General features: G+C 72.3%; 21 protein-coding genes. 9 read left to right on the top strand and 12 right to left on the bottom strand.

Annotated features, from left to right (window positions below):
• Positions 1 to 159: 159 nt before the first annotated feature.
• Entirely contained in the window at positions 160 to 516 is a 357-nt protein-coding gene (locus tag AC07DS_RS43480) for an iron-sulfur cluster assembly accessory protein (protein WP_030582488.1), read from the bottom strand.
• A 274-nt stretch (positions 517 to 790) separates the two neighbouring features.
• Between AC07DS_RS43480 and nadA the strand changes: the two genes are divergently transcribed.
• Positions 791 to 1,975: a quinolinate synthase NadA gene (gene nadA / locus AC07DS_RS43475; RefSeq protein ID WP_479154261.1), complete on the top strand. Its 1,185-nt coding sequence runs from the start codon at positions 791 to 793 to the stop codon at positions 1,973 to 1,975.
• A gap of 77 nt (positions 1,976 to 2,052) precedes the next feature.
• On the opposite strand, the gene AC07DS_RS43470 is transcribed toward nadA, so the two are convergent.
• From AC07DS_RS43470 to AC07DS_RS43450, 5 genes are all read right to left on the bottom strand, one after another.
• On the bottom strand, positions 2,053 to 5,154 hold the full coding sequence (locus tag AC07DS_RS43470; RefSeq protein ID WP_479154260.1) for an efflux RND transporter permease subunit: 3,102 nt from the start codon (positions 5,152 to 5,154) through the stop codon (positions 2,053 to 2,055).
• 162 nt (positions 5,155 to 5,316) lie between these two features.
• Positions 5,317 to 5,997 (bottom strand): response regulator, encoded by a 681-nt coding sequence (locus AC07DS_RS43465; RefSeq protein ID WP_479154259.1) that lies wholly within the window; start codon positions 5,995 to 5,997, stop codon positions 5,317 to 5,319.
• Positions 5,994 to 7,214: a sensor histidine kinase gene (locus tag AC07DS_RS43460; RefSeq protein ID WP_479154258.1), complete on the bottom strand. Its 1,221-nt coding sequence runs from the start codon at positions 7,212 to 7,214 to the stop codon at positions 5,994 to 5,996. The genes AC07DS_RS43465 and AC07DS_RS43460 overlap by 4 nt, the downstream gene beginning before the upstream one ends.
• 225 nt (positions 7,215 to 7,439) lie before the next feature.
• Positions 7,440 to 7,718 carry a PspA-associated protein PspAA gene (pspAA, locus tag AC07DS_RS43455; RefSeq protein ID WP_479154257.1) on the bottom strand — a complete coding sequence of 93 codons (279 nt, stop codon included), beginning with the start codon at positions 7,716 to 7,718 and terminating at the stop codon, positions 7,440 to 7,442.
• Between the two features lie 34 nt (positions 7,719 to 7,752).
• A complete protein-coding gene (locus AC07DS_RS43450) occupies positions 7,753 to 8,544 on the bottom strand; it encodes a PspA/IM30 family protein (RefSeq protein WP_479154256.1) in 792 nt (263 codons plus the stop codon).
• A gap of 279 nt (positions 8,545 to 8,823) precedes the next feature.
• Between AC07DS_RS43450 and AC07DS_RS43445 the strand changes: the two genes are divergently transcribed.
• The 3 genes from AC07DS_RS43445 to AC07DS_RS43435 all read left to right on the top strand — a co-directional run bounded on the left by AC07DS_RS43445 (position 8,824) and on the right by AC07DS_RS43435 (position 11,398).
• Positions 8,824 to 9,450 (top strand): DUF3043 domain-containing protein, encoded by a 627-nt coding sequence (locus AC07DS_RS43445; protein WP_479154255.1) that lies wholly within the window; start codon positions 8,824 to 8,826, stop codon positions 9,448 to 9,450.
• Between the two features lie 83 nt (positions 9,451 to 9,533).
• Entirely contained in the window at positions 9,534 to 10,235 is a 702-nt protein-coding gene (locus tag AC07DS_RS43440) for a class I SAM-dependent methyltransferase (RefSeq protein ID WP_479154254.1), read from the top strand.
• Positions 10,236 to 10,327: 92 nt separating this feature from the next.
• Entirely contained in the window at positions 10,328 to 11,398 is a 1,071-nt protein-coding gene (locus AC07DS_RS43435) for a S1C family serine protease (RefSeq protein WP_479154253.1), read from the top strand.
• A 48-nt stretch (positions 11,399 to 11,446) separates the two neighbouring features.
• Here AC07DS_RS43435 and AC07DS_RS43430 read toward each other — a convergent pair whose 3' ends face one another.
• Complete coding sequence (locus tag AC07DS_RS43430; RefSeq protein ID WP_479154252.1) at positions 11,447 to 11,659, bottom strand: hypothetical protein; 213 nt, start codon at positions 11,657 to 11,659, stop codon at positions 11,447 to 11,449.
• 134 nt (positions 11,660 to 11,793) lie between these two features.
• Here AC07DS_RS43430 and AC07DS_RS43425 point away from each other — a divergent pair, with 134 nt between their 5' ends.
• Positions 11,794 to 12,996, top strand: coding sequence for a bifunctional adenosylcobinamide kinase/adenosylcobinamide-phosphate guanylyltransferase (locus AC07DS_RS43425; protein WP_479154251.1), 1,203 nt, complete (start codon positions 11,794 to 11,796; stop codon positions 12,994 to 12,996).
• 23 nt (positions 12,997 to 13,019) lie between these two features.
• On the opposite strand, the gene AC07DS_RS43420 is transcribed toward AC07DS_RS43425, so the two are convergent.
• Positions 13,020 to 14,009: a class I SAM-dependent methyltransferase gene (locus tag AC07DS_RS43420; protein WP_479154250.1), complete on the bottom strand. Its 990-nt coding sequence runs from the start codon at positions 14,007 to 14,009 to the stop codon at positions 13,020 to 13,022.
• Positions 14,010 to 14,142: 133 nt separating this feature from the next.
• Between AC07DS_RS43420 and cobT the strand changes: the two genes are divergently transcribed.
• From cobT to AC07DS_RS43405, 3 genes are read left to right on the top strand one after another with little or no spacing between them, the layout of a single operon-like run.
• The gene (cobT, locus tag AC07DS_RS43415; protein ID WP_479154249.1) at positions 14,143 to 15,207 is read left to right on the top strand and encodes a nicotinate-nucleotide--dimethylbenzimidazole phosphoribosyltransferase; all 1,065 of its coding nucleotides are present in this window, start codon (positions 14,143 to 14,145) and stop codon (positions 15,205 to 15,207) included.
• A 53-nt stretch (positions 15,208 to 15,260) separates the two neighbouring features.
• Positions 15,261 to 17,039: a phosphatidylglycerol lysyltransferase domain-containing protein gene (locus AC07DS_RS43410; protein WP_479154248.1), complete on the top strand. Its 1,779-nt coding sequence runs from the start codon at positions 15,261 to 15,263 to the stop codon at positions 17,037 to 17,039.
• 24 nt (positions 17,040 to 17,063) lie between these two features.
• The gene (locus AC07DS_RS43405) at positions 17,064 to 17,792 is read left to right on the top strand and encodes a hypothetical protein (protein WP_479154247.1); all 729 of its coding nucleotides are present in this window, start codon (positions 17,064 to 17,066) and stop codon (positions 17,790 to 17,792) included.
• Here the strand turns inward: AC07DS_RS43405 and AC07DS_RS43400 are convergent.
• Positions 17,732 to 18,496 (bottom strand): hypothetical protein, encoded by a 765-nt coding sequence (locus AC07DS_RS43400; RefSeq protein WP_479154246.1) that lies wholly within the window; start codon positions 18,494 to 18,496, stop codon positions 17,732 to 17,734. The two genes, AC07DS_RS43405 and AC07DS_RS43400, sit on opposite strands and share 61 nt — an antisense overlap.
• Positions 18,497 to 18,556: 60 nt before the next feature.
• Here AC07DS_RS43400 and AC07DS_RS43395 point away from each other — a divergent pair, with 60 nt between their 5' ends.
• The gene (locus AC07DS_RS43395) at positions 18,557 to 19,342 is read left to right on the top strand and encodes an adenosylcobinamide-GDP ribazoletransferase (protein ID WP_479154245.1); all 786 of its coding nucleotides are present in this window, start codon (positions 18,557 to 18,559) and stop codon (positions 19,340 to 19,342) included.
• Here the strand turns inward: AC07DS_RS43395 and AC07DS_RS43390 are convergent.
• Genes AC07DS_RS43390 through pelF form a run of 3 tightly spaced genes read right to left on the bottom strand, consistent with a single transcriptional unit; the run spans position 19,339 to position 23,005 of the window.
• Positions 19,339 to 19,992: a spherulation-specific family 4 protein gene (locus AC07DS_RS43390; RefSeq protein ID WP_479154244.1), complete on the bottom strand. Its 654-nt coding sequence runs from the start codon at positions 19,990 to 19,992 to the stop codon at positions 19,339 to 19,341. The two genes, AC07DS_RS43395 and AC07DS_RS43390, sit on opposite strands and share 4 nt — an antisense overlap.
• Positions 19,989 to 21,473, bottom strand: a complete 1,485-nt coding sequence (locus AC07DS_RS43385) for a hypothetical protein (protein ID WP_479154243.1) — start codon at positions 21,471 to 21,473, stop codon at positions 19,989 to 19,991. Before AC07DS_RS43385 ends, AC07DS_RS43390 begins: the two co-directional genes overlap by 4 nt.
• Positions 21,470 to 23,005 carry a GT4 family glycosyltransferase PelF gene (gene pelF, locus AC07DS_RS43380; protein WP_479154263.1) on the bottom strand — a complete coding sequence of 512 codons (1,536 nt, stop codon included), beginning with the start codon at positions 23,003 to 23,005 and terminating at the stop codon, positions 21,470 to 21,472. The genes AC07DS_RS43385 and pelF overlap by 4 nt, the downstream gene beginning before the upstream one ends.
• Positions 23,006 to 23,022: the final 17 nt, after the last annotated feature.

The following is a 23,022-nucleotide window of genomic DNA, read 5'->3' as shown; positions in this document are numbered from 1 at the left end:
GCCCTGGGGGGGGAAAAAACCCGGAGGGGGGGTTCCGGTTGGTTGTTCCAGAAGCCCGGGCACCACCCCCGGAAAAAACGAGGGCGGCGCCCCCTGGGGGGGGGTTCCCCGCCTTCGTCGTCAGGCTGTGACCGGCTCAGCCGTCAGGCTGGGGCCGGCTTAGCTGAAGGAGTCGCCGCAGGCGCAGGAGCCCGTCGCGTTCGGGTTGTCGATCGTGAAGCCCTGCTTCTCGATCGTGTCCACGAAGTCGATGGAGGCGCCGCCCAGGTAGGGAGCGCTCATACGGTCGGTGACGACCTTGACACCGCCGAAGTCCTTCACCACGTCTCCGTCGAGCGAGCGCTCGTCGAAGAAGAGCTGGTAGCGCAGGCCGGAGCAGCCGCCGGGCTGAACGGCGACGCGCAGGGCCAGGTCGTCACGGCCTTCCTGGTCGAGCAGGGCCTTGACCTTCGCCGCAGCGGCGTCGGACAGGATGATGCCGTCGGTGACGGTGCTGGTCTCGTCCGATACGGACATCTACATCTCTCCCGGGTTGTACGGAGACTGCTTGCCGACCAGTGCAACCGGCGTTTCCGCGGATTCATTCCGGGCCGGGCATTCGCGTGGTCGCCTTTTTTCGTTCTGCCCTCATGCTCGCACATGCCCGAGAGGGCGGACAGCGGCCCGAAGAGGGACCTGAGGGACCCGGGCGGGATTCACGTCACATCGACGCTATGGCCATCGTCAAAGTGACGTGAACCAGTTATGATAGATAGCGTCAGTTAGACGAAAAGTAGAAAGGGTGCGTGACGTGACCACCGCCCAGACCCCGGAGCTCGACGTACAGCCGTCCCCGCTCGCCCTCCTGCTTCTCGGCCGGGAGGCCGACCCGAAGAGCGAGCGGGGCGTCGAGTGTCCCGGCGACCTGCCCTCGCCGTCCGACCCCGACCTGGTCGAGCGCGCCCGCGCGGCCAAGGAGAAGCTCGGCGACAAGGTCTTCGTGCTCGGCCACCACTACCAGCGCGACGAGGTCATCCAGTTCGCCGACGTCACGGGCGACTCCTTCAAGCTGGCCCGGGACGCGGCCGCGCGCCCGGAGGCCGAGTACATCGTCTTCTGCGGTGTGCACTTCATGGCCGAGTCGGCGGACATCCTGACGTCCGACGACCAGAAGGTCGTCCTCCCGGACCTGGCCGCCGGCTGCTCGATGGCCGACATGGCCACGGCCGAGCAGGTCGCCGAGTGCTGGGACGTGCTGACCGAGGCGGGCATCGCCGAACAGGTCGTGCCGGTCTCGTACATGAACTCCTCGGCCGACATCAAGGCGTTCACCGGCAAGCACGGCGGCACCATCTGCACCTCGTCGAACGCGAAGCGCGCCCTGGACTGGGCCTTCGAGCAGGGTGAGAAGATCCTCTTCCTGCCCGACCAGCACCTGGGCCGCAACACCGCGGTGCGGGACATGGGCATGTCCCTGGACGACTGCGTGGTCTACAACCCGCACAAGCCGAACGGCGGCCTGACGGCCGACGAGCTGCGGGCCGCGAAGATGATCCTGTGGCGCGGTCACTGCTCGGTCCACGGCCGCTTCAGCCTGGACTCGGTGAACGACGTGCGCGAGCGCATCCCGGGCGTGAACGTCCTGGTCCACCCCGAGTGCAAGCACGAGGTCGTGGCCGCGGCGGACTACGTCGGCTCGACGGAGTACATCATCAAGGCCCTGGAGGCCGCTCCGGCCGGCTCCAAGTGGGCCATCGGCACCGAGCTGAACCTGGTCCGCCGCCTGGCGAACCGTTTCGCTCCCGAGGGCAAGGAGATCGTCTTCCTCGACAAGACGGTCTGCTTCTGCTCGACCATGAACCGCATCGACCTGCCCCACCTGGTCTGGGCCCTGGAGTCCCTGGCCGAGGGCAAGCTGGTCAACCGCATCGAGGTCGACAAGGAGAGGGAGGCGTTCGCCAAGCTGGCGCTGGAGCGGATGCTGGCCCTGCCGTAGGGCTCTGAACGACAGGGCTGAGGCCCGGCCCCCGGGACGGGGCCCGGGCCTCAGTGGTGTCCGGAAGCCGGCGGTGCTCAGACGCCGGCCGGTTCCAGCGCCTCGGACTCGCGGTTCTGCCGCTTCGCCGCCCGCTTCTTCGCGCGGCGCTCCTTGCGCAGCTCCAGCATCGCGTAGAGCGTCGGGACGAGGAGCAGGGTGAGCAGCGTGGACGAGATCAGGCCGCCGATCACGACCACCGCCAGCGGCTGGGCGATGAAGCCGCCTTCACCGGTGACTCCCAGTGCCATCGGGAGCAGGGCGAAGATCGTCGCCAGGGCCGTCATGAGGATCGGGCGGAGCCGGTGACGGCCACCCTCGATCACGGCCTCGACGACGCCGTGGCCCTGCCTGCGGTACTGGTTGATCAGGTCGATCAGCACGATCGCATTGGTGACCACGATGCCGATCAGCATCAGCATGCCGATCATCGCCGGGACGCCCATCGGGGTGCCGGTGGCCACGAGGAGGCCGATGGCGCCCGTCGCCGCGAACGGGATCGAGACCAGCAGGATCAGCGGCTGGACCAGCGAGCGGAACGTCGCCACCAGCAGCATGAAGACGATCGCGATGGCCGCCAGCATGGCCAGGCCCAGGTTCTTGAACGCGTCGTCCTGGTCGGAGGACACACCGCCGATCTCCGCCTCGGCCCCCGCCGGGAGCTTCAGGGCCTTGATCTTCGACTGGAGCTGGGTGCTGACCGCGCCCGTGTTGTCGCCGGTCGGCCGGGCCGTGATGGTGGCGGCACGCCGGCCGTCGATGCGGGTCATGGACACGGGCCCGTCGACCAGCTTGACGGTGGCGATGTCACCGAGCTTCACCGGGCCGAGGCGCAGCGCCTTCAGCTGGGCCAGGGTGGTGGCGGGCTTGGCCGACTTCACGACGACGTCGCGCTCGGTGTCGTCGAGGATCGCCTTCGCCGCCGTCGTACCGCGCACGGCCTGCGCGACCGCGGCGCCCAGCTTCTGGTCGTCGAACCCGGCCGCGGCCGCCTTGGAGTTGGCCTTGACCGAGATCCGCGGCACGCTCTGGGAGAGATCGCTGGTGACGTCGGTGACGTGGTCGAGGCCGGCCACGGTGGAGAGCACCCGGTCGGAGGCCTCGCCGAGCACCTGCGCGTCGGACGCCTTCACCACGACCTTGAGGTCCTGGTTGCCGAAGCCGTCACCGGCGGACACCGTCGTCGTGCCGACTCCGTCGAGCTTCTTCAGCCCGGCCTCCAGACGCTTCTGCACGTCACCGTAGGACGCCGAGTCCTTCAGCATGACCTGGTACGACGCCTGGTTGGTGTCGGTGCCGCCGCCGAAGGCCGCCATGAAGCCGGAGGAGCCGATGGTGACCTGGTAGTCCTTGACGCCGTCGGTGGAGGCGAGCAGCTTCTCGACCTTCCTGGCCTGCGCGTCCGTGGCCGCGAGGCTGGTGCCGGGCTTCAGCTCCTGCTTGACCGTGAGGACTTCCTGGTCGCCCTGGTCGAAGAAGTTGGTCTTCAGCAGTCCGCCCATGCCGAACGTGAGGACCAGGACGACCACGGCGATCAGCACGCTGGTGAGGCGGCGGCGGGTGGCGAAGCGCAGGACGGGGACGTAGAGGCGCTGGAGGCGGCTCTTCGCCTCCTTCTCCTCGGCCCGGCGGCGGGCCTCCTCGGCGTCCTCGGGGGTGCCCTTGGGGGCGCGCAGGAACCAGTACGACAGGACGGGCACGACCGTCAGCGAGACGAGGAGGGAGGCCAGCAGGGCCGCCGTCACCGTGATGCTGAACGAGCCGAACAGGGCGCCCACCATGCCGCCGACCAGGCCGATCGGCAGGAAGACGGCGACCGTGGTGAGGGTGGAGGAGGTGACCGCTCCGGCCACCTCGCGGACCGCGCCCAGGATCGCTTCCCTGCGCTCCTCGCCGTAGCCGAGGTGCCGCTTGATGTTCTCCAGGACCACGATCGAGTCGTCGACGACCCGGCCGATGGCGATGGTCAGCGCGCCCAGGGTGAGCATGTTGAGCGACAGGTCGCGGGTCCACAGCACGATCAGGGCGAGGACGACCGACAGCGGGATGGACACCGCCGTGACCAGCGTGGAGCGGATCGAGGCCAGGAAGACCAGGATCACCAGGACCGCGAAGAGCAGACCGAGCGCGCCCTCCGTGGTCAGGCCCTTGATGGACTTGGACACGGCCGGGCCCTGGTCGCTGACGACCGTGAGCTCGGCGCCGGAGCCGAGGTCCTTCCGCAGGCCGGGCAGCTTGTCCTCGACCGCGTTCGAGATGGAGACCGCGCTGCCGTCGTGGTCCATGGTCACGTTGACGGCGAGGCTGGGCCGGCCGTCGGTGCGGGTGATGGAGTCGGCCGGGGCCGGCTGCTGCTTCACGGTGGCCACGTCACCGAGGCGCACCGGCTTGCGAACGCCCTCGCCGGTGACCATCAGGTCCTTGATCTGCTGCAGCGAGGTGAAGCCGCCGCCGACCTGGACGGTGCGGTTTGCGCCGTCCTCGTCGAAGGAGCCGGCCGGGACGGTCGCGCCGCCCGCCTGCAGGGCCTGGCCGAGCGCGGCGGAGGTGAGGCCCGCCCGCGCGAGCCTGGCGTCGTTCGGGGTGACGGCGACCTGGAGGTCGCGGACGCCGGTGACCTGGACACGGCCGACGCCGTCGATGTCCTTCAGAGCCGGTACGACCGTCTTGTCGAGCTGGTCGGCGAGGGCCTGCTGGTCCTTGGGTGAGGTGGCGGCGAGCACCACGGTCGGCATGTCGTCCGTGGAGCCGGCGACGACCTGCGGGTCGACGTCGTCCGGCAGCTGGGCACGGGCCCGGTTGACGGCCTGCTGGACGTCGGAGACGAGCCGCTTGGTGTCGTTGCCGTAGTCGAAGGACGCCATGATCACGGCGTTGCCCTCACTGGCGGTGGAGGTGACACCGGTGATGCCGTCGACGCCCTGGAGGTTGTCCTCGATGGGCTCGACGACCTGCTTCTCGACGACGTCCGGTGCGGCGCCCTGGTACGGCGCGATGACCGACACCATGGGAAGTTCGATGGTGGGCAGCAGTTGCTGCTTGATCTGGGGTATCGCGATCAGCCCGAAGACGAGCGCGATGAGCGACATCAGGCCGATCAGGGCCCGTTGAGCGAGGCTGAATCTCGACAGCCAGGACATGGGTCAGGGTCTCTCTTCTGTGAGCGGCAGAACCTGCTGCGGGGCGTGCATGTGTGAGCGCCCACCCCAACACCCTGAGCCATGCCGGAGGGCGAATCCGTAGGCCCCAGGTCCCGTTCCTTATCCGGGTCCTACTCCGCGCGCAGTACGCGCGGGTGGAGATCAGTCCATCCTCGGACGTACCAGTCCCGACTCGTACGCGATGACGACGAGCTGGGCCCTGTCCCGGGCGCCCAGCTTGGCCATGGCCCGGTTGACGTGCGTCTTCACCGTCAGCGGGCTGACTTCCAGGCGTTCGGCGATCTCGTCGTTGGAGTGGCCGCCGGCGACCTGGACGAGCACCTCCCGCTCCCGGCCGGTGAGCGCGTCGAGGCGCTCCGAGCGGGCGGGGTCTCGGCCCTCGTCGCCGTCGCCCTGGGCGAGGAAGCGGGCGATCAGGCCCTTGGTCGCGGCCGGGGACAGCAGCGCCTCGCCGCCCGCGGCGACCCGGATGGCGTTCAGCAGCTCCTCGGGCTCGCTGCCCTTGCCGAGGAAGCCGGAGGCCCCGGCGCGCAGGGACTGCACCACGTAGTCGTCGACCTCGAAGGTGGTCAGGATGACCACGCGGACGCGGGCGAGCGACGGGTCGGCGCTGATCAGACGGGTGGCGGCGAGGCCGTCGGTGCCGGGCATCCGGATGTCCATGAGGACGACGTCGGGGCCGTGCTCCTTGGCCAGCCGGACCGCCTCGGCGCCGTCGGAGGCCTCCCCGACAACCTCCATGTCGGGCTCGGAGTCGACCAGCACCCGGAACGCGCTGCGCAGCAGTGCCTGGTCGTCGGCGAGCAGGACACGGATCGTCATGCGGGCCCTCCCGGTGCCGTCGTACGGGTCTGGACCGGCAGGATCGCATGGACGCGGAAGCCGCCGCCGTAGCGGGGTCCGGTGGTGAGGGTGCCACGCAGGGCGGTGACCCGCTCGCGCATGCCGAGCAGCCCGTGCCCGCCGCCGGCCCCGGGTTCGGCGGCCTCGCCCGAGCCGTCGTCCAGGACGGTGACCTCGATGTTCGGTCCGACGCGTACGACGCTGACCTCGGCCTTGGCGTCGGTGCCCGCGTGCTTCTGCACGTTGGTCAGGGCCTCCTGGACGATCCGGTAGGCGGCCAGGTCGACGGCGGCCGGGAGCTCGGTGCCGTGGTCGGTGCGGGCCACCTCGACGGGGAGCCCGGCGCTGCGGAAGGTGCCGGCGAGGTCCTCCAGACGGCTGAGGCCGGGTGCGGGCTCGGTGGGGGCCTCGGGATCGCCGGACTGACGGAGCAGGCCGACGGTGGCGCGCAGTTCGCCCAGCGCGGAGCGGCTGGCCTCGCGGACGTGGGCGAGGGCCTCCTTGGCCTGGTCGGGCCGTCTGTCCATGACGTGGGCGGCGACTCCGGCCTGCACGTTGACCAGCGCGATGTGGTGGGCGACGACGTCGTGCAGATCGCGGGCGATGCGCAGCCGCTCCTCGGCGACCCGGCGGCGGGCCTCCTCCTCGCGGGTGCGCTCGGCCCGCTCGGCGCGCTCCCGCATGGCCTGGACGACCGCGCGGCGGCTGCGCACGGCGTCCCCGGCGGTGGCGCCGATGCCGGTCCAGGCGAGCACGCCCAGGTTCTCCTGCGCGTACCAGGGCAGGGGGCCGCCGAGCATGGCGGCGGCGGTCAGCACGGTCATGGTGAGCAGGCCCACGCGCCAGGTGGTGGTGCGGTCGGTGGCCGAGGCGACGGTGTAGAGGGCGACCACGGCTGACATGGCGACCGGTGCGCGCGGGTCGCCAGTGACGCACTCGATCAGGGCGAGGGTGCCGGTGAGGGCGAGGACCGTCTTGGGTGCGCGGCGGCGGAAGACGAGAGCGGCGGCGCCGAGGGTCATCAGGAGCAGGCTGAGCGGGTCCGGGCTGCGGACGCCCCAGCTGACGCCGTTCTCCCCGCGGGGGTCCACGAAGGAGCCGGCGACCATGCACATCAGCACGCCCGCCGCGATGGCCGCGTCCAGCGCGAGGGGGTGCGCCTTCAGGCCGCACCGGGCGCGTTCGAGAGTGCTCACCCGGTGAGGGTACGGGGCCCGGCGGGGTGCCGGAACAGAGCGAGGCACAACTCACCGGCGTCAGCCGTCGAGCGCTGTTCGCGCGGCATACGGCGGCCGGACGCCCTGCGTCGGCCGGGTGCCGCCGACCTCTACGGCGACGCCACCGCGGCGAAGGACCTCAGCCACCCGGAGTGGCAGAAGTCCCGCACCACCTGGTTCACCCTGGGCCGACCCGGGCCGGACTCAGCCCGGGATCAGTCCGTCGTCGCTCAGCAGCTCCCGGACCTCCGCGAGCGTCGCGTCCGGGGACGGGAGGATCAGCTCCGAGGGTTCCAGGGAATCGTCCGGCAGTGGGGTGCCGAGCCGGCGGACGGCGTCCAGGAGAGCGGTGAGCGTGCGGCGGAAGCCCGCGTCGTCGCCGCTCTCCACCTCGGCCAGCAGGTCGTCGTCCAGCTTGTTCAGCTCGGTGAAGTGGGCGTCGTCCAGCTTCACCTGGCCCTCCCCCATGATCCGTACGATCACGTCGGCCTCCTCGGCTCGGGGTCCCGGCGCCCGGCTACTGCTTGTCGAAGCGCGGGGTGTCCTGCGACTGCTGCTGGGACTGCCCCTGGCCGTTGCCGCCCTCGATCGCCTGCTGCGGCGAGCCTCCGGCCAGCTCCGCCTTCATGCGCTGCAGTTCCAGCTCTACATCCGTACCACCGGAGATCCGGTCCAGCTCGGCCTGGAGGTCGTCCTTGGCCATGCCGGTGGGGTCGTCCAGGGCGCCGGAGGCGAGCAGCTCGTCGATGGCGCCGGCCCGGGCCTGGAGCTGGGCGGTCTTGTCCTCGGCGCGCTGGATGGCCAGGCCGACGTCGCCCATCTCCTCGGAGATGCCGGTGAAGGCCTCACCGATGCGGGTCTGGGCCTGGGCGGCGGTGTAGGTGGCCTTGATGGTCTCCTTCTTCGTACGGAAGGCGTCCACCTTGGCCTGCAGGCGCTGGGCCGCCAGGGTGAGCTTCTCCTCCTCGCCCTGGAGGGTCGCGTGCTGCGTCTCGAGGTCCGTGACCTGCTGCTGGAGGGCGGCACGGCGGGACAGCGCCTCCCGGGCCAGGTCCTCACGGCCGAGCGCGAGCGCCTTGCGGCCCTGGTCCTCCAGCTTGGAGGACTGCTGCTGCAACTGGTTGAGCTGGAGTTCCAGGCGCTTGCGGGAGGTCGCCACGTCGGCTACACCGCGGCGCACCTTCTGCAGCAGCTCCAGCTGCTTCTGATACGAGTAATCGAGGGTCTCGCGCGGGTCCTCGGCCCGGTCAAGGGCCTTGTTCGCCTTCGCGCGGAAGATCATCCCCATACGCTTCATGACACCGCTCATGGGCTTCGCGCGCCCCCTTCTGACGGACTCCAGCTCACAGATCCTGCGACAGAACCCACAGTACGGGCCCTGACTCCATTACCGCACTGTTCGGGGAGTGATGAGCTCATCCCCAAGAACGACTGCGGACGGTACCGCTCCGGCGTGAGGAGTAGGTGGACCTCGGGGTGGGCTCCTCGGGACCCTTCGGTGACGGCCGGATGAAGCGTCTGCAACGTCCCCTCTGTCCCCCTACAGACGCCCGGTGTTGCCGGATCGTTCCCGGGTGGACTGGGGTCCATGCCCGGGGAGCCCGTACCCTTGGGTTTTGTGTTCCGTAGCCGTGCCAAGGAAGAGAAGGCCCCCGCCGACAAGGCGCAGGTGACCGACTCCAAGCAGACCCGTGACCCGCAGGCCCCGAAGGGCAGGCCCACGCCCAAGCGCAGTGAGGCCCAGTCCCAGCGCCGCAGCGTCGCCAACACGCCGATGACGCGCAAGGACGCCTCCAAGCGTCAGCGCGACGAGCGCCGGCAGGCGCTCGAGCGGCAGCGCCAGGCGCTCGCCGGCGGCGACGAGCGTTACCTGCCCGCCCGGGACAAGGGTCCGGTGCGCAGGTTCGCGCGCGACTGGGTCGACTCACGGTTCAACGTGGCGGAGTTCTTCCTGCCGCTGGCCGTGGTCATCCTGGTGCTCAGCGTGGTGCGGGTGCCGGCGATCCAGAACGTCGCGCTGATGCTGTGGCTGATCGTGATCGTGCTGATCGTGCTGGACGCGGCCGTCAGCGGCTTCCGGCTGAAGAAGCGGCTGGCCGAGCGCTTCCCCGACCAGAACCGCCGTGGCGCCGTCGCCTACGCCCTGATGCGCTCCCTCCAGATGCGCCGGCTCCGGCTGCCGAAGCCGCAGGTCAAGCGCGGAGAGCGGCCCTGAGCGCAGAGGCATTCACCGGGGGCGCGGCAGACGCCTGGCTGAACAAGCTGGGCGGGCTGCGTGATGTCGTACGACAGGAGCTGGTGGCCCGGCAGCTCGACGAGCAGATAGCCGGGCGGTTCCCGGTCGGGCAGCGCCTTCGCGTGCTCGACGTGGGAATGGGCCAGGGCACGCAGGCGCTGCGGCTGGCCCGGCTCGGCCACCAGGTGACCGGTGTCGAGCAGGACGCGACGATGATCGCGGCCGCGCGCGAGGTGCTCGCCGGTGAGCCGGACGGCATCCGCGAGCGGGTGCGGCTGGTGCAGGGTGACGGCCGGGACACCGGCGTGCACTTCCTGCCCGGCAGTTTCGACGTGGTGCTGTGCCACGGGGTCCTGATGTACGTCGAGGAGCCCGACCCGCTGGTGGCGGGTCTGGCCCGGATGCTCGCGCCGGGCGGACTGCTGTCCCTGCTGGTGCGCAACGGCGACGCGCTCGCCGTGCGGCCGGGCCTGTCCGGTGACTGGGCGGGCGCGCTGGCCGCCTTCGACACCACCACCTACCGCAACCGCCTCGGCCTGGACGTACGGGCGGACCGTCTCTCGGCGCTCACCGCCACGCTCGCCGGCATCGGCGCTCCGCTGCACGCCTGGTACGGCGTACGGGTCTTCACCGACACGGCGGCGGACGACGCGCGGATACCGGACGACCTGGAGACGCTGCTGGCCGCCGAGGAGCGGGCCGGGCGGACGGATCCGTACCGGGGGGTCGCGGCGCTGCTGCATCTGTGCGGGGTGCGGGGCTGAGCCGGGCGCCGCGGAGTCCGGGGAGTACGGCCTGAGTCCGTTCGGACGTACACGGCAAGCTGGCACATTCACCCCGAAGGGACACTCGGGGCATGGACGCTTCCCGTACCCGTGCCCTCCGGAGGGGCACCGTCGTCCCCCTGCTCGTCGCCGCCGCGCTCGTGGCGGCCGGCTGTACGGCCCCGGGCTCGTCGGCGAAGCAGGACGGCACGACCGCCCGGGCGGCCCTCCCCCTGTCCGCGAACGACCTGCAGAACCAGTATCTGAAGGTCATCAAGCGGGTGCTGCCGTCGGTCGTGCAGATCCAGGCGAGCCAGGACCTGGGCTCCGGGGTGGTGTACGACAACCAGGGGCACATCGTCACCAACGCGCACGTGGTCGGCACCGAGAAGACCTTCGAGGTGACCACGGCCAGCAGCGAGGAGCCGCTCACCGCGAGCCTGGTGTACTCCTACCCGGACCAGGACCTCGCGGTGATCAAGCTCGACAGGGTGCCGGCCGGGCTGCGGGCGGCGGCGTTCGGGAACTCCGAGAAGGTGCAGGTCGGTCACATCGTGCTGGCGATGGGCTCGCCGCTCGGGCTGTCGTCCAGCGTGACCCAGGGCATCGTCTCGGCGACCGGACGGACCGTCAGCGAGGGCAGCGCGGGCGGGGGTACGGGCGCGACCATCGCGAACATGGTGCAGACGTCGGCCGACATCAACCCCGGCAACAGCGGGGGCGCCCTGGTCAACCTGGACGGGCAGATCATCGGCATCCCGACGCTGGCCGCCACCGACCCGGACCTCAGTGGCGGCGCGGCGCCCGGCATCGGGTTCGCCATCCCGGCGTCGATGGTGCGGACGGTCGCCGACCAGATCATCAGGAGCGGCAAGGTCGTCGACTCGGGGCGGGCCGCGCTCGGCGTCTCCGCGCGAACGGTCCTGGACGACAGCTACCGGCCGGCCGGGGCGGCGGTGGTCACCGTCAGCAGCGGCGGCGCGGCCGGCCGGGCGGGGCTGCGGGCCGGTGATGTGATCACCAGGCTGGGCAGCGCCCCGGTCACCACCACCACGGAGCTGTCCGAGGCGCTGGCCGCTCTGCGGCCGGGACAGCGGACGACGGTGACCTACCAGCGTGACGGCGTCGAGAAGACGGTCGAGGTGACGCTGGGCGAGGTGTGAGGAGGGCGGCCACTGGCGAGGGCGGCCACTCCTCACCCCCCGATCGGATTACGCCTCGTCGGCGTGCAGGCTCATCGGGCCGTAGATCTCGGTGGTCTCCTCGAACAGCCGCACCTGGTCCGCGCCGCCCTCCTCGAGGGCCTTCCAGTGCTCGCCGATCCAGGACTCGGCGTCCCCCTGCGTGGTGAACTCCTCCGGCTGCACCGCGGGCTGGACCTCCGTCCCGTCGGCCTTCTCGAACCGCCACGTCCATGCCGTCATGTGGGCCTCCCTCTGATCCAACTCTGCCCCGGAAGCGTATTCGCTCCGCCGGGTCGGCCGTTAGATGCTGTGGATCATCTCCCTTCGGGGCCACCAGGGCGCGGCACCTGCTGGGACGGGTGAAAATCGATCTCGTGGAAGTGACTCTGCTCGGTACCGGTGCCCCCGCGGGACTCCCCCGCCCCGACTGTCCCTGTGCCGTCTGCGCGACGGCGCTCGGGCCGGACACGCGGGCGGCCACCGCGCTGCTCGTGGACGGGACGCTGCTCCTCGACCTGACGCCGGGGGCGGCGTTCGCGGCCGCGCGGTCGGGGCATTCGCTGGGCGGGGTGCGGCAGGTGCTGCTGTCCCATCCGCACGACGGTCCGGCGGTGGAGGTGCCGGCCGGGCTGCCGCAGCCCGGGCGGGTGCCGGACGGGCGGGAGTTGGCGCTGCTGACGGGGCATCGGGTGCGGGCCGTGGCGATGGACGCGGGCGGCACCGGGTACGCGGTGACCGGGCCGGACGGACAGCGGCTGCTGTACCTGCCGCCCGGCGGGGCGCCGGCCGGGCTGGAGGGGGCGCCGGCGGAGACGTACCAGATCGTCCTCGCCGATGTCGTGGGACGCCCGGACGCGCTGGCCCGGCTGCGGGCGGTCGGTTCGGTGGGGCCGACCACGGACGTCGTCGCCGTCCATCTCGACCACGACGTGCCGCAGGGCCCGGAGTTGCGGCGGCGGCTCGCGGCGGCCGGGGCGCGGGCGGTGCCGGACGGTACGACGCTGCTGGCCGGCGTGTACGAGGACGTCCCGGACGTGCCGCGCCGGACGCTGGTGCTGGGCGGGGCGCGCTCGGGCAAGTCCGTGGAGGCCGAGCGGCGGCTGGAGTCCTTCCCGGAGGTGCTGTACGTGGCGACGGGCGGGACGCGGGGCGGGGACACCGAGTGGGCGGACCGGGTGGCCGTGCACCGGGAGCGGCGGCCGGGGTCGTGGCGTACGACGGAGACGACCGATCTGGTGCCGCTGCTGACCGTGGACGGGCCGCCGGTGCTGATCGACTGTCTGTCGCTGTGGCTGACGGATGCCATGGACGCCGTGGGGGCGTGGGACGACGCGGAGTGGGCCGGGGGCGGGGAGAAGGCGCTGCGCGAGCGGGTGCGGGAGCTGACGGAGGCGGTGCGGGCCACTCGGCGGACCGTGGTGGCGGTGTCCAACGAGGTGGGGTCGGGGATCGTGCCGGCCACCGCGTCCGGGCGGCGGTACCGGGATGAACTCGGGCGGCTGAACTCGGCGTTCGCGACGGAGTGCGAGCAGGTGCTGCTGGTCGTCGCCGGGCAGGCCGTGGTGCTGCGGGGTTGAGGGCGCGGCACGGCTGCCCGCGGCTAGGCGGGCCGGCCGTCCTTACGGGCCACCAGGCGGTACGCGTTGGAGAGCCCCAGGTGGGGGGCCAGGGGGGCCAGGACGTGGTCCAGGATCGCGGCCACGTCGAGCACCGGGGCGGCCATGGCTCTGAGGAGCGGGTGCAGATGGGTGAGGGTCAGGGAGAGGGCCGCCGAGAGGTCGTAGGGGACGTGGGGTGCCCTGCGGTCGGTGACGAGGATCGTGCAGCCCTGGGACTCCAGTTCGGCCCGGAGGTTGGGCAGGGGCGGCAGGTGGAGGTGGCGGGGCTGGCCGTAGGGGAGCCACCGCTTGCCGAGGAGGGCGGCGAACGCGCTCTGTGGGTCGGGGACTTCGACGACGAGGTGGCCGCCGGGACGCAGCACGGCGAGCGCGGCGCGTAGTTCGGCGCGTGGGTCGGGGGCGTGCTCCAGGTGGTGGAACATGCTGACCACGTCGTAGCGGGAGCGCAGGCGCGCCGCCAGCCCCGGGGTGGTGAGACAGCCGCGGTGGGCCTCCTCCACCCGGCCCTCCATCAGGGCCTGTTCCACACGGGCCGTCGGGTCCAGGCCGTCGAAGCTGGTGTAGGGGAAGAACTCCTTCGCCGCCTCGGGGAAGCGGGCGTGCCCGGTGCCCACGTCCAGCCAGCTCTCCGGTTCGCGCAGCGCCGACAGCGCGAAGGCGGCGGCGCGGTGCCTGCGGCGGACCGCGCGGTCGGAGAGGACGCGCTCGGCGAACTCCGCCAGCTGCCTCTCGTAGAAGTCCCGGTGGTAGAAGGCGAATCCCTCCGCCGTGAGCCGGGGGTTCTGGAAGACGTGCGCGCAGTCGCCGCACTCGTCGAGGACGAACGTGCCCGGCCGGTGCCGCAGCGGGTCGGGGGCGCGCAGCCGGGTCCGCAGCCGAGGGGAACCGCACCAGGGGCAGTCCTCGCGGCGCGGCTCCTGGAAGGGGTCGCGTGGCTCGATGACCTGGGGGGTGAGGGGCGAGGTCTGCATGGGCGGCTCCATGGGCGACATTCCGCTGCAAACCGGAACGTATGGGATACCCCTCCCGGGTGCAAAGACGTCGTGACCATGAGGTGGCGGTGTGGCGCGGAGGTGTTCGTTGACGGGCGGTACTGTTCGGCGAATGAGCAGCCTTAATCTGGACGACTTCACCGATCTGATCGAGCGCCCGGACGGGGGCGTGCGCCGTGACGCCGAGGCCCGCCGGGAGCGCCAGATCGTGCCGCCCGGCTCGCTCGGGCGCCTGGACGAGCTGGGCGAGTGGCTGGCCGCCGCACAGGGTGCCGTACCGGTACGGCCGGTCGAACGGCCGCGGGTGATTCTCTTCGCGGGCGACCACGGCATCGCCGAACTCGGTGTCTCCGCACGGCCCGCGGGCAGCGCCGACGAGCTGGTGCGGGCGGTGCTGGAGGGCGCCGCCCCGGTGTCGGTGCTCGCGCGCCGGCTCGATGTGCCCGTGCGGGTCGTGGACATGGCTCTGGACTGCCCGCCGGAGGCCTTCCCCCAGGAGGTCGTGCGGCACCGGGTGCGGCGCGGCAGCGGTCGTATCGACATCGAGGACGCGCTGACGGCCGACGAGGCCGAGGCGGCCTTCCGGGCGGGCGTGGCGGTCGCCGACGAGGAGGCCGACTCGGGCACGGACCTGGTGGTGCTCGGCGATGTGAGCGTCGGCGGGACCACGGCGGCCGCGGTGCTGATCGCCGCGCTGTGCGGGACCGACGCCTCCGTGGTGACCGGCCGGGGCGGGCGCGCCGTCGACGACCTGGCGTGGATGCGCAAGTGTGCGGCGATCCGGGACGCGCTGCGGCGGGCGCGGCCGGTGCTCGGGGACCAGTTGCAGCTGCTCGCGACCGTGGGCGGGGCCGATCTGGCCGCGACGACAGGGTTCCTGTTGCAGTGCGCGGTGCGGAAGTTGCCGGTGATCCTGGACGGCGTGGTGGCCGCCGCGTGTGCGCTGGTCGCCCAGCGGGTCGCGTTCCGCGCGCCGGACTGGTGGCTGGCCGGGCACGACAGCGGGGAGCCGGGCCAGGCGAAGGCACTGGACCGGATGGCGCTGGAGCCGCTGCTCGAGCAGGGCGTGAAGGTCGGCGAGGGCGTGGGCGCGCTGCTGTCGCTCCCACTGGTCCAGGCCGCGGCGGCGCTGGCCGCGGAGCTTCCCGAGCGGGAGGCGGCGGAGGAGAAGGAGTAGCCGCAGCCGGAAAAGAATGGTTCGCCGGGGCGGCCCCCATATGATCCTCCTCCATGGGAGATGCCCGAATTGCCGTGGAGCAGCATGCCGAGCCGGAGCGGCGGTCCAGCGGGGTCTCCCGTCGGGGCGCCGCCTTCGCCGTCTGGTATCTGCGGGCCGTCGCCTTCATCAACTTCCTGAGCGCGGTCTGGGTCTCACTGGGCCAGGACGTGCGCCGGCACAACCAGGAGAACTACTTCACGCCGTACCTGCTGACGGCCGGCTTCGCCTCGGGTGTGTTCACCGCGTTCCTGGCGATCACCATGCGCCGGCGCAAGCGGGCCGCGTGGATCCTGAACCTGGTGCTGAGCGGCTCGTTCCTGGCCCTGTTCGCCTTCGCCATGGCGTTCCCGGAGATCCGGCGGCACGCACAGAACTGGGTCTCCCTGGTGCTGACGGCCGCCTTCGTCGGCGCGCTGCTGATCGGGCGCCGCGAGTTCTACGCGAAGGGTGACCGGTCCAACCCACGGCTCGCCGCGACCGTCGCCGTCGGCGGCGGGCTCGTCGCCTCGCTGTTCGCCGGGCTGCTCATCACCGTCACCAACACGGCGCCGGACGCAGCCCGTTCGACGTTCCTGGAGCGCTGGCACTACGGCACCCTGCGGCTGGTGTCGGTGGCCGCCGAGGAATCCCGCTTCCCCGGCATCGATCCGCCCAACTGGGCCAACGTGGCGGTCAACGTGCTCAGCACGCTGCTCGTCCTCGCCGTGTTCTACGCCGCCTTCCGTTCCCGGCGTGCCGTCGACCCGCTCACCGCGGACGACGAGAAGCGGCTGCGGGTGCTGCTGGAACGGCACGGCGAGCGGGACTCGCTCGGCTACTTCGCGCTGCGCCGGGAGAAGAGCGTGGTGTGGTCGCCGACCGGGAAGGCGGCCGTCGCCTACCGCGTCGTCGGCGGGGTGAGCCTGGCCTCCGGGGATCCGCTGGGCGATCCGGAGGCGTGGCCCGGGGCGATCGCGCCCTGGCTGGTGGAGGCGCGGGCGCACGGGTGGATCCCGGCGGTGATGGGGGCGAGCGAGGAAGCGGGGACGGTCTACGCCCGGCACGGCCTGGACGCGCTGGAACTCGGTGACGAGGCGCTCGTGGAGGTGGCCGAGTTCACCCTGGAGGGACGGGCGATGCGCACCGTGCGGCAGGCGTACAACCGGGTGAAGCGGGCCGGGTACCGGGTGCGCATCCGGCGGCACGCGGACATCCGGGCGGACGAGATGGCGTATCTCCTCGAGCGTGCCGACGACTGGCGGGACGGGGCGACCGAACGCGGGTTCAGCATGGCGCTCGGGCGGCTCGGGGACCCCGAGGACGGCCGGTGCGTGATGCTGGAGTGCACGGACGCCGGGGGGAAACTGCGCGCGCTGCTCTCCTTCGTCCCCTGGGGGCCGCACGGGCTGTCCCTGGACCTGATGCGACGGGACCGGGACTGCGACAACGGGCTGATGGAGTTCATGGTCATCGAACTCCTGCGCCGGGCCCACGAGATCGAGATCACCCAGGTCTCACTCAACTTCGCCATGTTCCGATCAGTCTTCGAACGTGGGGCGCGCCTCGGTGCCGGACCGGTGCTGAGGCTGTGGCGGTCGCTGCTCAGCTTCTTCTCCCGCTGGTGGCAGATCGAGTCGCTGTACCGCGCCAACGCCAAGTACCGGCCCATCTGGGAGCCGCGGTTCCTGCTCTTCGAGAAGAGCGCGGACCTGCCGCGCATCGGCCTCGCGTCGGCGCGCGCGGAGGGCTTCCTGGAGGCGCCGGGGCTGCCGAAGTGGCTGCACCGCAGGCACCTGGACACGCACCGTTGAGGAACGTCTGATGAGGAACGTCTGATGAGGACGCTCGCCGGCTGGGCCCGTGCCGAGTGGGGGCTGCTGTACGTCACCGTGCGCGAGCCCCTGCTCAAACACCGCTGGCGGGTGATCCCCATGACGCTGACTGTGGTGTGCCTGACCGCGCTGCTGCAGTTCGTGCAGAACCGGCCGTGGGGCTACCAGATCGTGCAGGACACGGGTGCCGTACGGGCGGAGGACCCGCTGGGGCTTGCGCTGCTGCGCACTCCCCTGTCGCTGTTCGTCCCGGCGCTGGACCTGCCCGTGTGGGGGGCGCTCGCGCAGGTCCTGTTCGTGTTCGGCATCGCCGAAGTGTGCCTGGGCTGGTGGCGGACGCTGGCCATCGCGTACGTGGCCACGCTCGCCGGGACGCTGTTCGCGCGCCTGGGCATCGCGCTCGGCGCACATGCCCCGTTCGGTCTGCCCTGGACGGACGCGCAGGTCGTGGACACCGGCCCGTCGGCGGCCGTGGTGGGGCTCGCCGTCTATGTGAGCTGGCGGTACGGCGCCTATGTGACGGCGGGCGCGGTGACCATGTCGATGGTGGTCGAGGTGTTGCTCAAGGAGAACCTGGCGGGCAAGGAACATCTGGCCGCGCTGATGGGTGTGGGGACGCTGTGCCTGCTGGCGGCGGTGCGGCACCGGTACCAGTGGCCGCCGTGGCGCCGTCAGTGGCGGTCGGGCAGGCGGACCGGGCGCGGGTCGGGCTTGCCGCCGATCCAGTCCTGAAGGGCGCGGCGGGGCCCGGCCCAGCGGCGGTCGTGGTGGTAGGCGCGCAGGGTCGCCCTGGCGCGAGCGCGGGGGCGGCGGCCGTAGAAGCGGCGGGCCCAGGGCGAGTCGGGGCGGGCCAGCCGGACGGCACCGACCAGTGCGACCAGCGGCACGATCACGCCGAAGATCGCGACCCGGGCCTTGCCCTTGCTCAGGGCGACCAGGGACAGGAGGAAGTTCCCCGCGATGTTGGCGATGACCGTGCCCCGGTCCTGGAGTTCCTCCGGGGACAGGTCGTTGACGCCGAACGGCGCGAACCCGGCGAGCAGCAGGCCGACGAGGGCCGCGGTGAGCACGACGACCTCGACGCTCTGGCGGCCCTCCTCGGTCCAGTAGACGTCGTCGAGGTGCAGGATCAGCGCGAACTCGTCCAGGACGAGCCCCGTCCCCATGCCGAAGACGACGGCGGAGACTGCCGCGGCCGCGCCGTGCCGGTCGCTGGCGATGGCGCCGAAGCCGCCGACGACGGTGAGGACGACCCCGGGGACCACGTGGTGGATGTGCAGCCCGCCCGCCTTGACGTTGCCGAAGGGTCCCTTGCCGGCCCGGATCAGCCGGACGATCACACGCGTGACGAGGAAGGTGACGACGAAGGCCGTCAGAGCCAGCAGCAGCGGAAGCTTCCCCGGCTCCACGATGTTCCGCTCCCACCAGTGCCCCATGTGCGCACTTTAGTCCCGGCCGGGGTGGGGAGCCCGGCGACGGCCCGGTAACCTGCGCCGGTGCTCAAGTCCTCCCCTCTCGACGGCCTCCGCTTCGCCTTCGGCACGCTCTGCGTGCTGCCCGTCCGGGTGCACCGGTGGGACAGGGAGGCCGCCCGGGGGGGCATGCTGAACGCCCCGGTCGTCGGACTGGTCGTCGGCTGCTGCGCGGCGGGGCTCGGACTGCTGCTGCTCCTGTTGGGTGCCGGCCCGTTGCTCGCCGCCGTCGCCTCCGTCGCCGTACCGGCCGCGCTGACCCGTGGGCTGCATCTGGACGGGCTCGCCGACACGGCGGACGGGCTCGGCAGCGGGAAGCCCGCGGAGGACGCGCTGCGGATCATGAAGCAGTCGGACATCGGGCCGTTCGGGGTACTGACCCTCGTCCTGGTGCTGCTGGCCCAGGTCGCCGCGCTGGCGCAGCTCTACGCCGGCTCCTGGGTGCGGGGCGCCGCCGCGGCGGTGACCGCGGCGGTCGCGGCCAGGCTCGCGCTCACCCTGGCCGCGCGCACCGGGGTGCCCGCGGCCCGTCCGGAGGGTCTCGGGGCGGCGGTCGCCGGCGTGGTGCCGGTGCCGGGCGCGCTGGCCGTCACGGTGTCCTTCACGGTCGTCTCGGCCGCCTGGGGTACGGCCCAGGGCACGTACGGCGCCCTCCGCGCGGCGGCCGCGGTCCTGCTGTCCCTGGCCACCTCCGAACTCCTGCTGCGCCGTTGCGTCCGCCGCTTCGGCGGGGTCACCGGGGACGTCTTCGGCGCCCTCGCGGAGACGGCGGCGACGGCCGCGCTCGTGGTGCTGTCCCTGGGCCGCTAGGGGGTTCTGCCGTCCAGGCCGTGGGGCAGCGTGCCCCAGGGGTGAGCGCCCGTGCCGGGGACCGCGCAGTGCACGGCGGCGCCCCGCTCCCGGGCGGCCCCGGCCATGTCCGCGTCCGCCGGGGCGCCGTGGACCAGATGGCAGACCCGCACCCCGGCCGGGTAGTGCCGGGGCTGCGGGGGCGTGCGCAGATAGGTCGCCCAGGAGCCCTCGAAGGTGACCAGGAGGTCGGCGAGTGCCGCGTACACCGGGTGCGGCGGGGTGCCGTGGTTCAGCGCAAGCGTGACACAGCCGAGGGTCCGGGCGGCCGTGGTGAGCCGCTCGTAGTGCCCTGACTCACCCGTCCCGGACGGCACTTGGTCGAGGAACGCTCCCTGGGTGCCGTACCACTCGCGGTGCCGGCGCAGATCCCGTACGACGTCCTCGTACGGCCGCCTGCCGTAGCCGGTGTCGGTGTAGCCGAGCAGGGTCACCCCCGCTGCCCGCAGCCGGGCGGCGGTCTCGGCGAAGGCCGCGTCGGGGTGGTCTCCGGGGCCGCTGGCCGGGTTGATGACCACACCGTACAGACGGGGCGCGGCCGCGAGGATCGCCGCCCAGGCTGCGGGGCGGACGGCAGGGTGTTCGTAGTACGGGACGAGGAGAGTGCTCATCGGTGGGCGGTCGCCCTTCCGAGCAGGCCCCGGACGAGGGCGACTTGGGCGGTGGCGGCAGCACCGTACACGGCGAGCGCGACGGCGTCCGGGTCGCCCGTGCCGGTGAGCAGCGCCAGGGTCTGGGCGAGGGCGGCCGCGCCGCAGACCGCCGTCGCGCCGAGGACGGCACCGAAGGACTGGAGCAGCAGCCCGGTCCACAGCACCACACCGAGCGCGAGCAGGGCGGCCACGCGCTCGCCGGACGGGGCGGGCGCGTGGGGCCACAGCGCGGTGGTGGCGAGGGCCAGGCCGAGCAGGGCGGCCAGATAGCCGGTGAGGCAGCGGGCCAGGATGCGGGCCGTACCGCCGCGGAACGCCCTGGCGGTGCCGCTGGCCCGCAGCGCGGCGAGGCTGCCGCTGCGGAAGCGGTACAGGAGGTATTCGGCGGGGCCCATGCTGAGCGTCAGAGCGAGGGCGCTGCGCTGGGCTTCGGCCGGGGTGCCGGTCAGGGCCGCGTATATGACCAGGGCGCCGGTGCAGAGTCCGAATGCCGCGTGGGGCAGGGAGTCGGTGAGTCGGGGGCCCGTTGTCGCTTTTCGGCTGCGGGTCCGTCGTGGTTTGTCGCGCCCACGCGGCGGTAGCGGCACATCGGACGGAGCCCCGCGCCCCTTCAGAGCCGGGGCTGCTTCCAGGAGGCCGAGGACGGCTACTGCGGCGAGTGAGACCAGGAGGAGGATCAGGCCGGCCGGTTCGGGGAGCGGGCGGGCCAAGGACACGAGGGCGCCCGCCGTCATCGGGGTCAGGGCCGCCAGCAGGAGGCGCTCGCGGCCCAGTACCAGCAGGACTCCGGACGCACCCAGGTAGCAGGACTGACCGGCCGCGAAGGCCACGGCCGACAGGTGGCCGGTGCCCGCTGCGGCGAGGGCGGCCAGTGTGCCGAGGAGCATGCCCGCCGGGGTGCCGGTCAGCAGGCAGCGGCGGGCCGCCGGGCGGTCGGCGAGGCTCAGCCAGGAGTAGGCGCGATGGGCGAGCCCCTGGTTCCAGGCCCAGCCGCACAGGGCGCCGGCCAGCAGGGTGCGGGTGCCCGCGGTGAGGCCGGAGCCCTCGTGCGGGCCGGCGAGCAGCGGGGCGCCCAGGACGTAGGCGAGGCCCGGCAGCGCGAAGACGAGCCCGCGCAGCAGACAGCCGAGCAGGTCGGCCCGCCAGGGGTCGGGGAGTTCGCCGTCCGGCTCGGGGTGGCGGCGCGCGGTGCGGCCGTACAGCTCCTCGGCGAGCGCGAAGGAGTTCCGGACGCCGTAGCGCTCGCGTATCTGGTCGTCGGACAGGCCGTCGGACTCCAGCAGGGCGGCTATCTCGTCCGGGTGGACTGCGGCCGAGACGAACTCGTCCAGTCTCCCGGCGAGTTCCTCGATCGGATCGGGCCGGGCCCAGCCGGGCTGCCGGCGCTGGAGCGGAATGTCGGACAGGGTGCGGGTGGGCATCCGCAGGTCCTCGCTCACCAGCCGCTCCCGTCCGTCGCCGCGGTCGTGTACCAGGGGTCGCGCAGTTCCACGGTCCAGTCGGCGACCGTCTCGACGGTGGGCTCGTGGTCCTCCGGGTTCCCGGCTGCGCCCGGACAGGGGGCACCCCCGACGGGGAGCGCGGCGAGTTCCTGGTAGATCGAGCGGAAGTTGTCGACCGAGCGGCGCAGGGTGAACCGGTCGATCACCCGCTGCCGGGCCGACTCGCCGAGTCTCAGGCGCCGTTCGTCGTCGCGGAGGAGGGTGAGGGCGGCGGCCGCCATCTTCTCCGGCTCGCGGGGCGGGACCACGAGTCCGGTGTCGGCGACGGCCTCGCGGACCCCGCCGACGTCCGTCGAGACGGTCGTACGGCCGCAGGACATGGCCTCGATGATGGAGAACGGGAAGCCCTCGGAGATGGACGAGAGCATGACGACGTGGCCGGCCGCGTAGGCGCGCCAGACCTCACTGATGCGGCCCTCGAAGGTGAGGCCGTCGGTGACGCCGAGTTCGGCGGCGAGCTTCTCCAGGCGGGTGCGGTAGTCCTCGCCGCCGGGCGGGACCGGGCCGAACAGCCGGAGCCGGGTTTCCGGGAGTTCGGCGCGGACGAGGGCGTAGGCGCGCAGCAGGGTCTCCAGGTCCTTGATGGGGTCGACGCGGCCGCACCAGGTGAGGGTGGGTACGTCGGGTTCGGGACCGGCGTGCGGGAAGGCGTGCGGGTCGACGCCGTTGTAGACGGTGCGGATCCGGTCGGTGTCGGCGCCGCCGCGCTCCTCCCAGCGGCGGTTGTACTGGTTGCACGGGGTGATCAGGTCGGCCGCGCGATAGCCGTGTGAATTCAGTTCACGGTAGAAGCCGAGCATGAACGCCTTCACGGGCCAGCGTTGACCGTCGCCCCGCTGTCCCAGGTAGCGCTCGCGCAGGTAGATGCCGTGCTCGGTGAGCAGGAACGGCACCCCGTCCAGGCGGTGTGCGGCGAGCGCGGGCAGGGTCGCGAGGCCGCTGCTTACGGCGTGCGCCACCGAGTCGACCGGTATGCGCACCCCGAGCGGGCGCAGGGCGTGTTCCAGCAGGTCGGTGGCGGTCAGTGCGTCGTGCACGGTGGGCCGGGCGGCCGCCGTCGGCAGATGCGGCATCGTCCAGATCCACTGCAGTGAACGCAGCGCGGACTCGGTGCGCAGTGCCACCGACAGCCATCCCTCGCGGGCGATGACGGCCAGGTCGTACAACGCCTCCCCGAAGTCGCAGCGTGCCTCGGGGTCGAGGAAGGACATCAGGAGACGGTCGTAGGCGTCGGTGAAGCGGCGCCGGGCCCGGCCGTAGGGGGCGCGGGCCCGGCCGGGGCGTGGGCCCCAGGTGGGCACGGTGGTGTGCCGGTGGACGTTCGGCGGCAGGTCCCAGGTCACGGGTTCGCGGCCGCTGCCGGTGAGCGAGACGAGGTGGAAGGTCACCTCGGGCATGCCCTTCACCAGCTGGTCGCACCAGGTGCTCACGCCTCCGTGGACATGCGGATAGGTGCCTTCGGTGAGCATGGTCACGTGCCGGCCGG

Source organism: Streptomyces sp. NPDC044064 (assembly GCF_056434245.1).
The sequence above is the reverse complement of the archived record's forward strand: the minus strand, read 5'-3'. Positions and strand labels throughout refer to the sequence as shown.

Bases quoted from the DNA above. Each gene is read 5' to 3' on its own strand.
- AC07DS_RS43465 (WP_479154259.1), bottom strand. From the start codon at position 5,997: ATGACGATCCGTGTCCTGCTCGCCGACGACCAGGCACTGCTGCGCAGC.
- AC07DS_RS43390 (WP_479154244.1), bottom strand. From the start codon at position 19,992: ATGAGCACTCTCCTCGTCCCGTACTACGAACACCCTGCCGTCCGCCCC.
- AC07DS_RS43430 (WP_479154252.1), bottom strand. From the start codon at position 11,659: ATGACGGCATGGACGTGGCGGTTCGAGAAGGCCGACGGGACGGAGGTC.
- AC07DS_RS43480 (WP_030582488.1), bottom strand. From the start codon at position 516: ATGTCCGTATCGGACGAGACCAGCACCGTCACCGACGGCATCATCCTG.
- AC07DS_RS43410 (WP_479154248.1), top strand. From the start codon at position 15,261: ATGGGAGATGCCCGAATTGCCGTGGAGCAGCATGCCGAGCCGGAGCGG.
- AC07DS_RS43400 (WP_479154246.1), bottom strand. From the start codon at position 18,496: ATGGGGCACTGGTGGGAGCGGAACATCGTGGAGCCGGGGAAGCTTCCG.
- AC07DS_RS43450 (WP_479154256.1), bottom strand. From the start codon at position 8,544: ATGAGCGGTGTCATGAAGCGTATGGGGATGATCTTCCGCGCGAAGGCG.
- AC07DS_RS43470 (WP_479154260.1), bottom strand. From the start codon at position 5,154: ATGTCCTGGCTGTCGAGATTCAGCCTCGCTCAACGGGCCCTGATCGGC.
- cobT (WP_479154249.1), top strand. From the start codon at position 14,143: ATGAGCAGCCTTAATCTGGACGACTTCACCGATCTGATCGAGCGCCCG.
- AC07DS_RS43445 (WP_479154255.1), top strand. From the start codon at position 8,824: ATGCCCGGGGAGCCCGTACCCTTGGGTTTTGTGTTCCGTAGCCGTGCC.
- AC07DS_RS43420 (WP_479154250.1), bottom strand. From the start codon at position 14,009: ATGCAGACCTCGCCCCTCACCCCCCAGGTCATCGAGCCACGCGACCCC.
- AC07DS_RS43405 (WP_479154247.1), top strand. From the start codon at position 17,064: ATGAGGACGCTCGCCGGCTGGGCCCGTGCCGAGTGGGGGCTGCTGTAC.
- pelF (WP_479154263.1), bottom strand. From the start codon at position 23,005: ATGCTCACCGAAGGCACCTATCCGCATGTCCACGGAGGCGTGAGCACC.
- AC07DS_RS43435 (WP_479154253.1), top strand. From the start codon at position 10,328: ATGGACGCTTCCCGTACCCGTGCCCTCCGGAGGGGCACCGTCGTCCCC.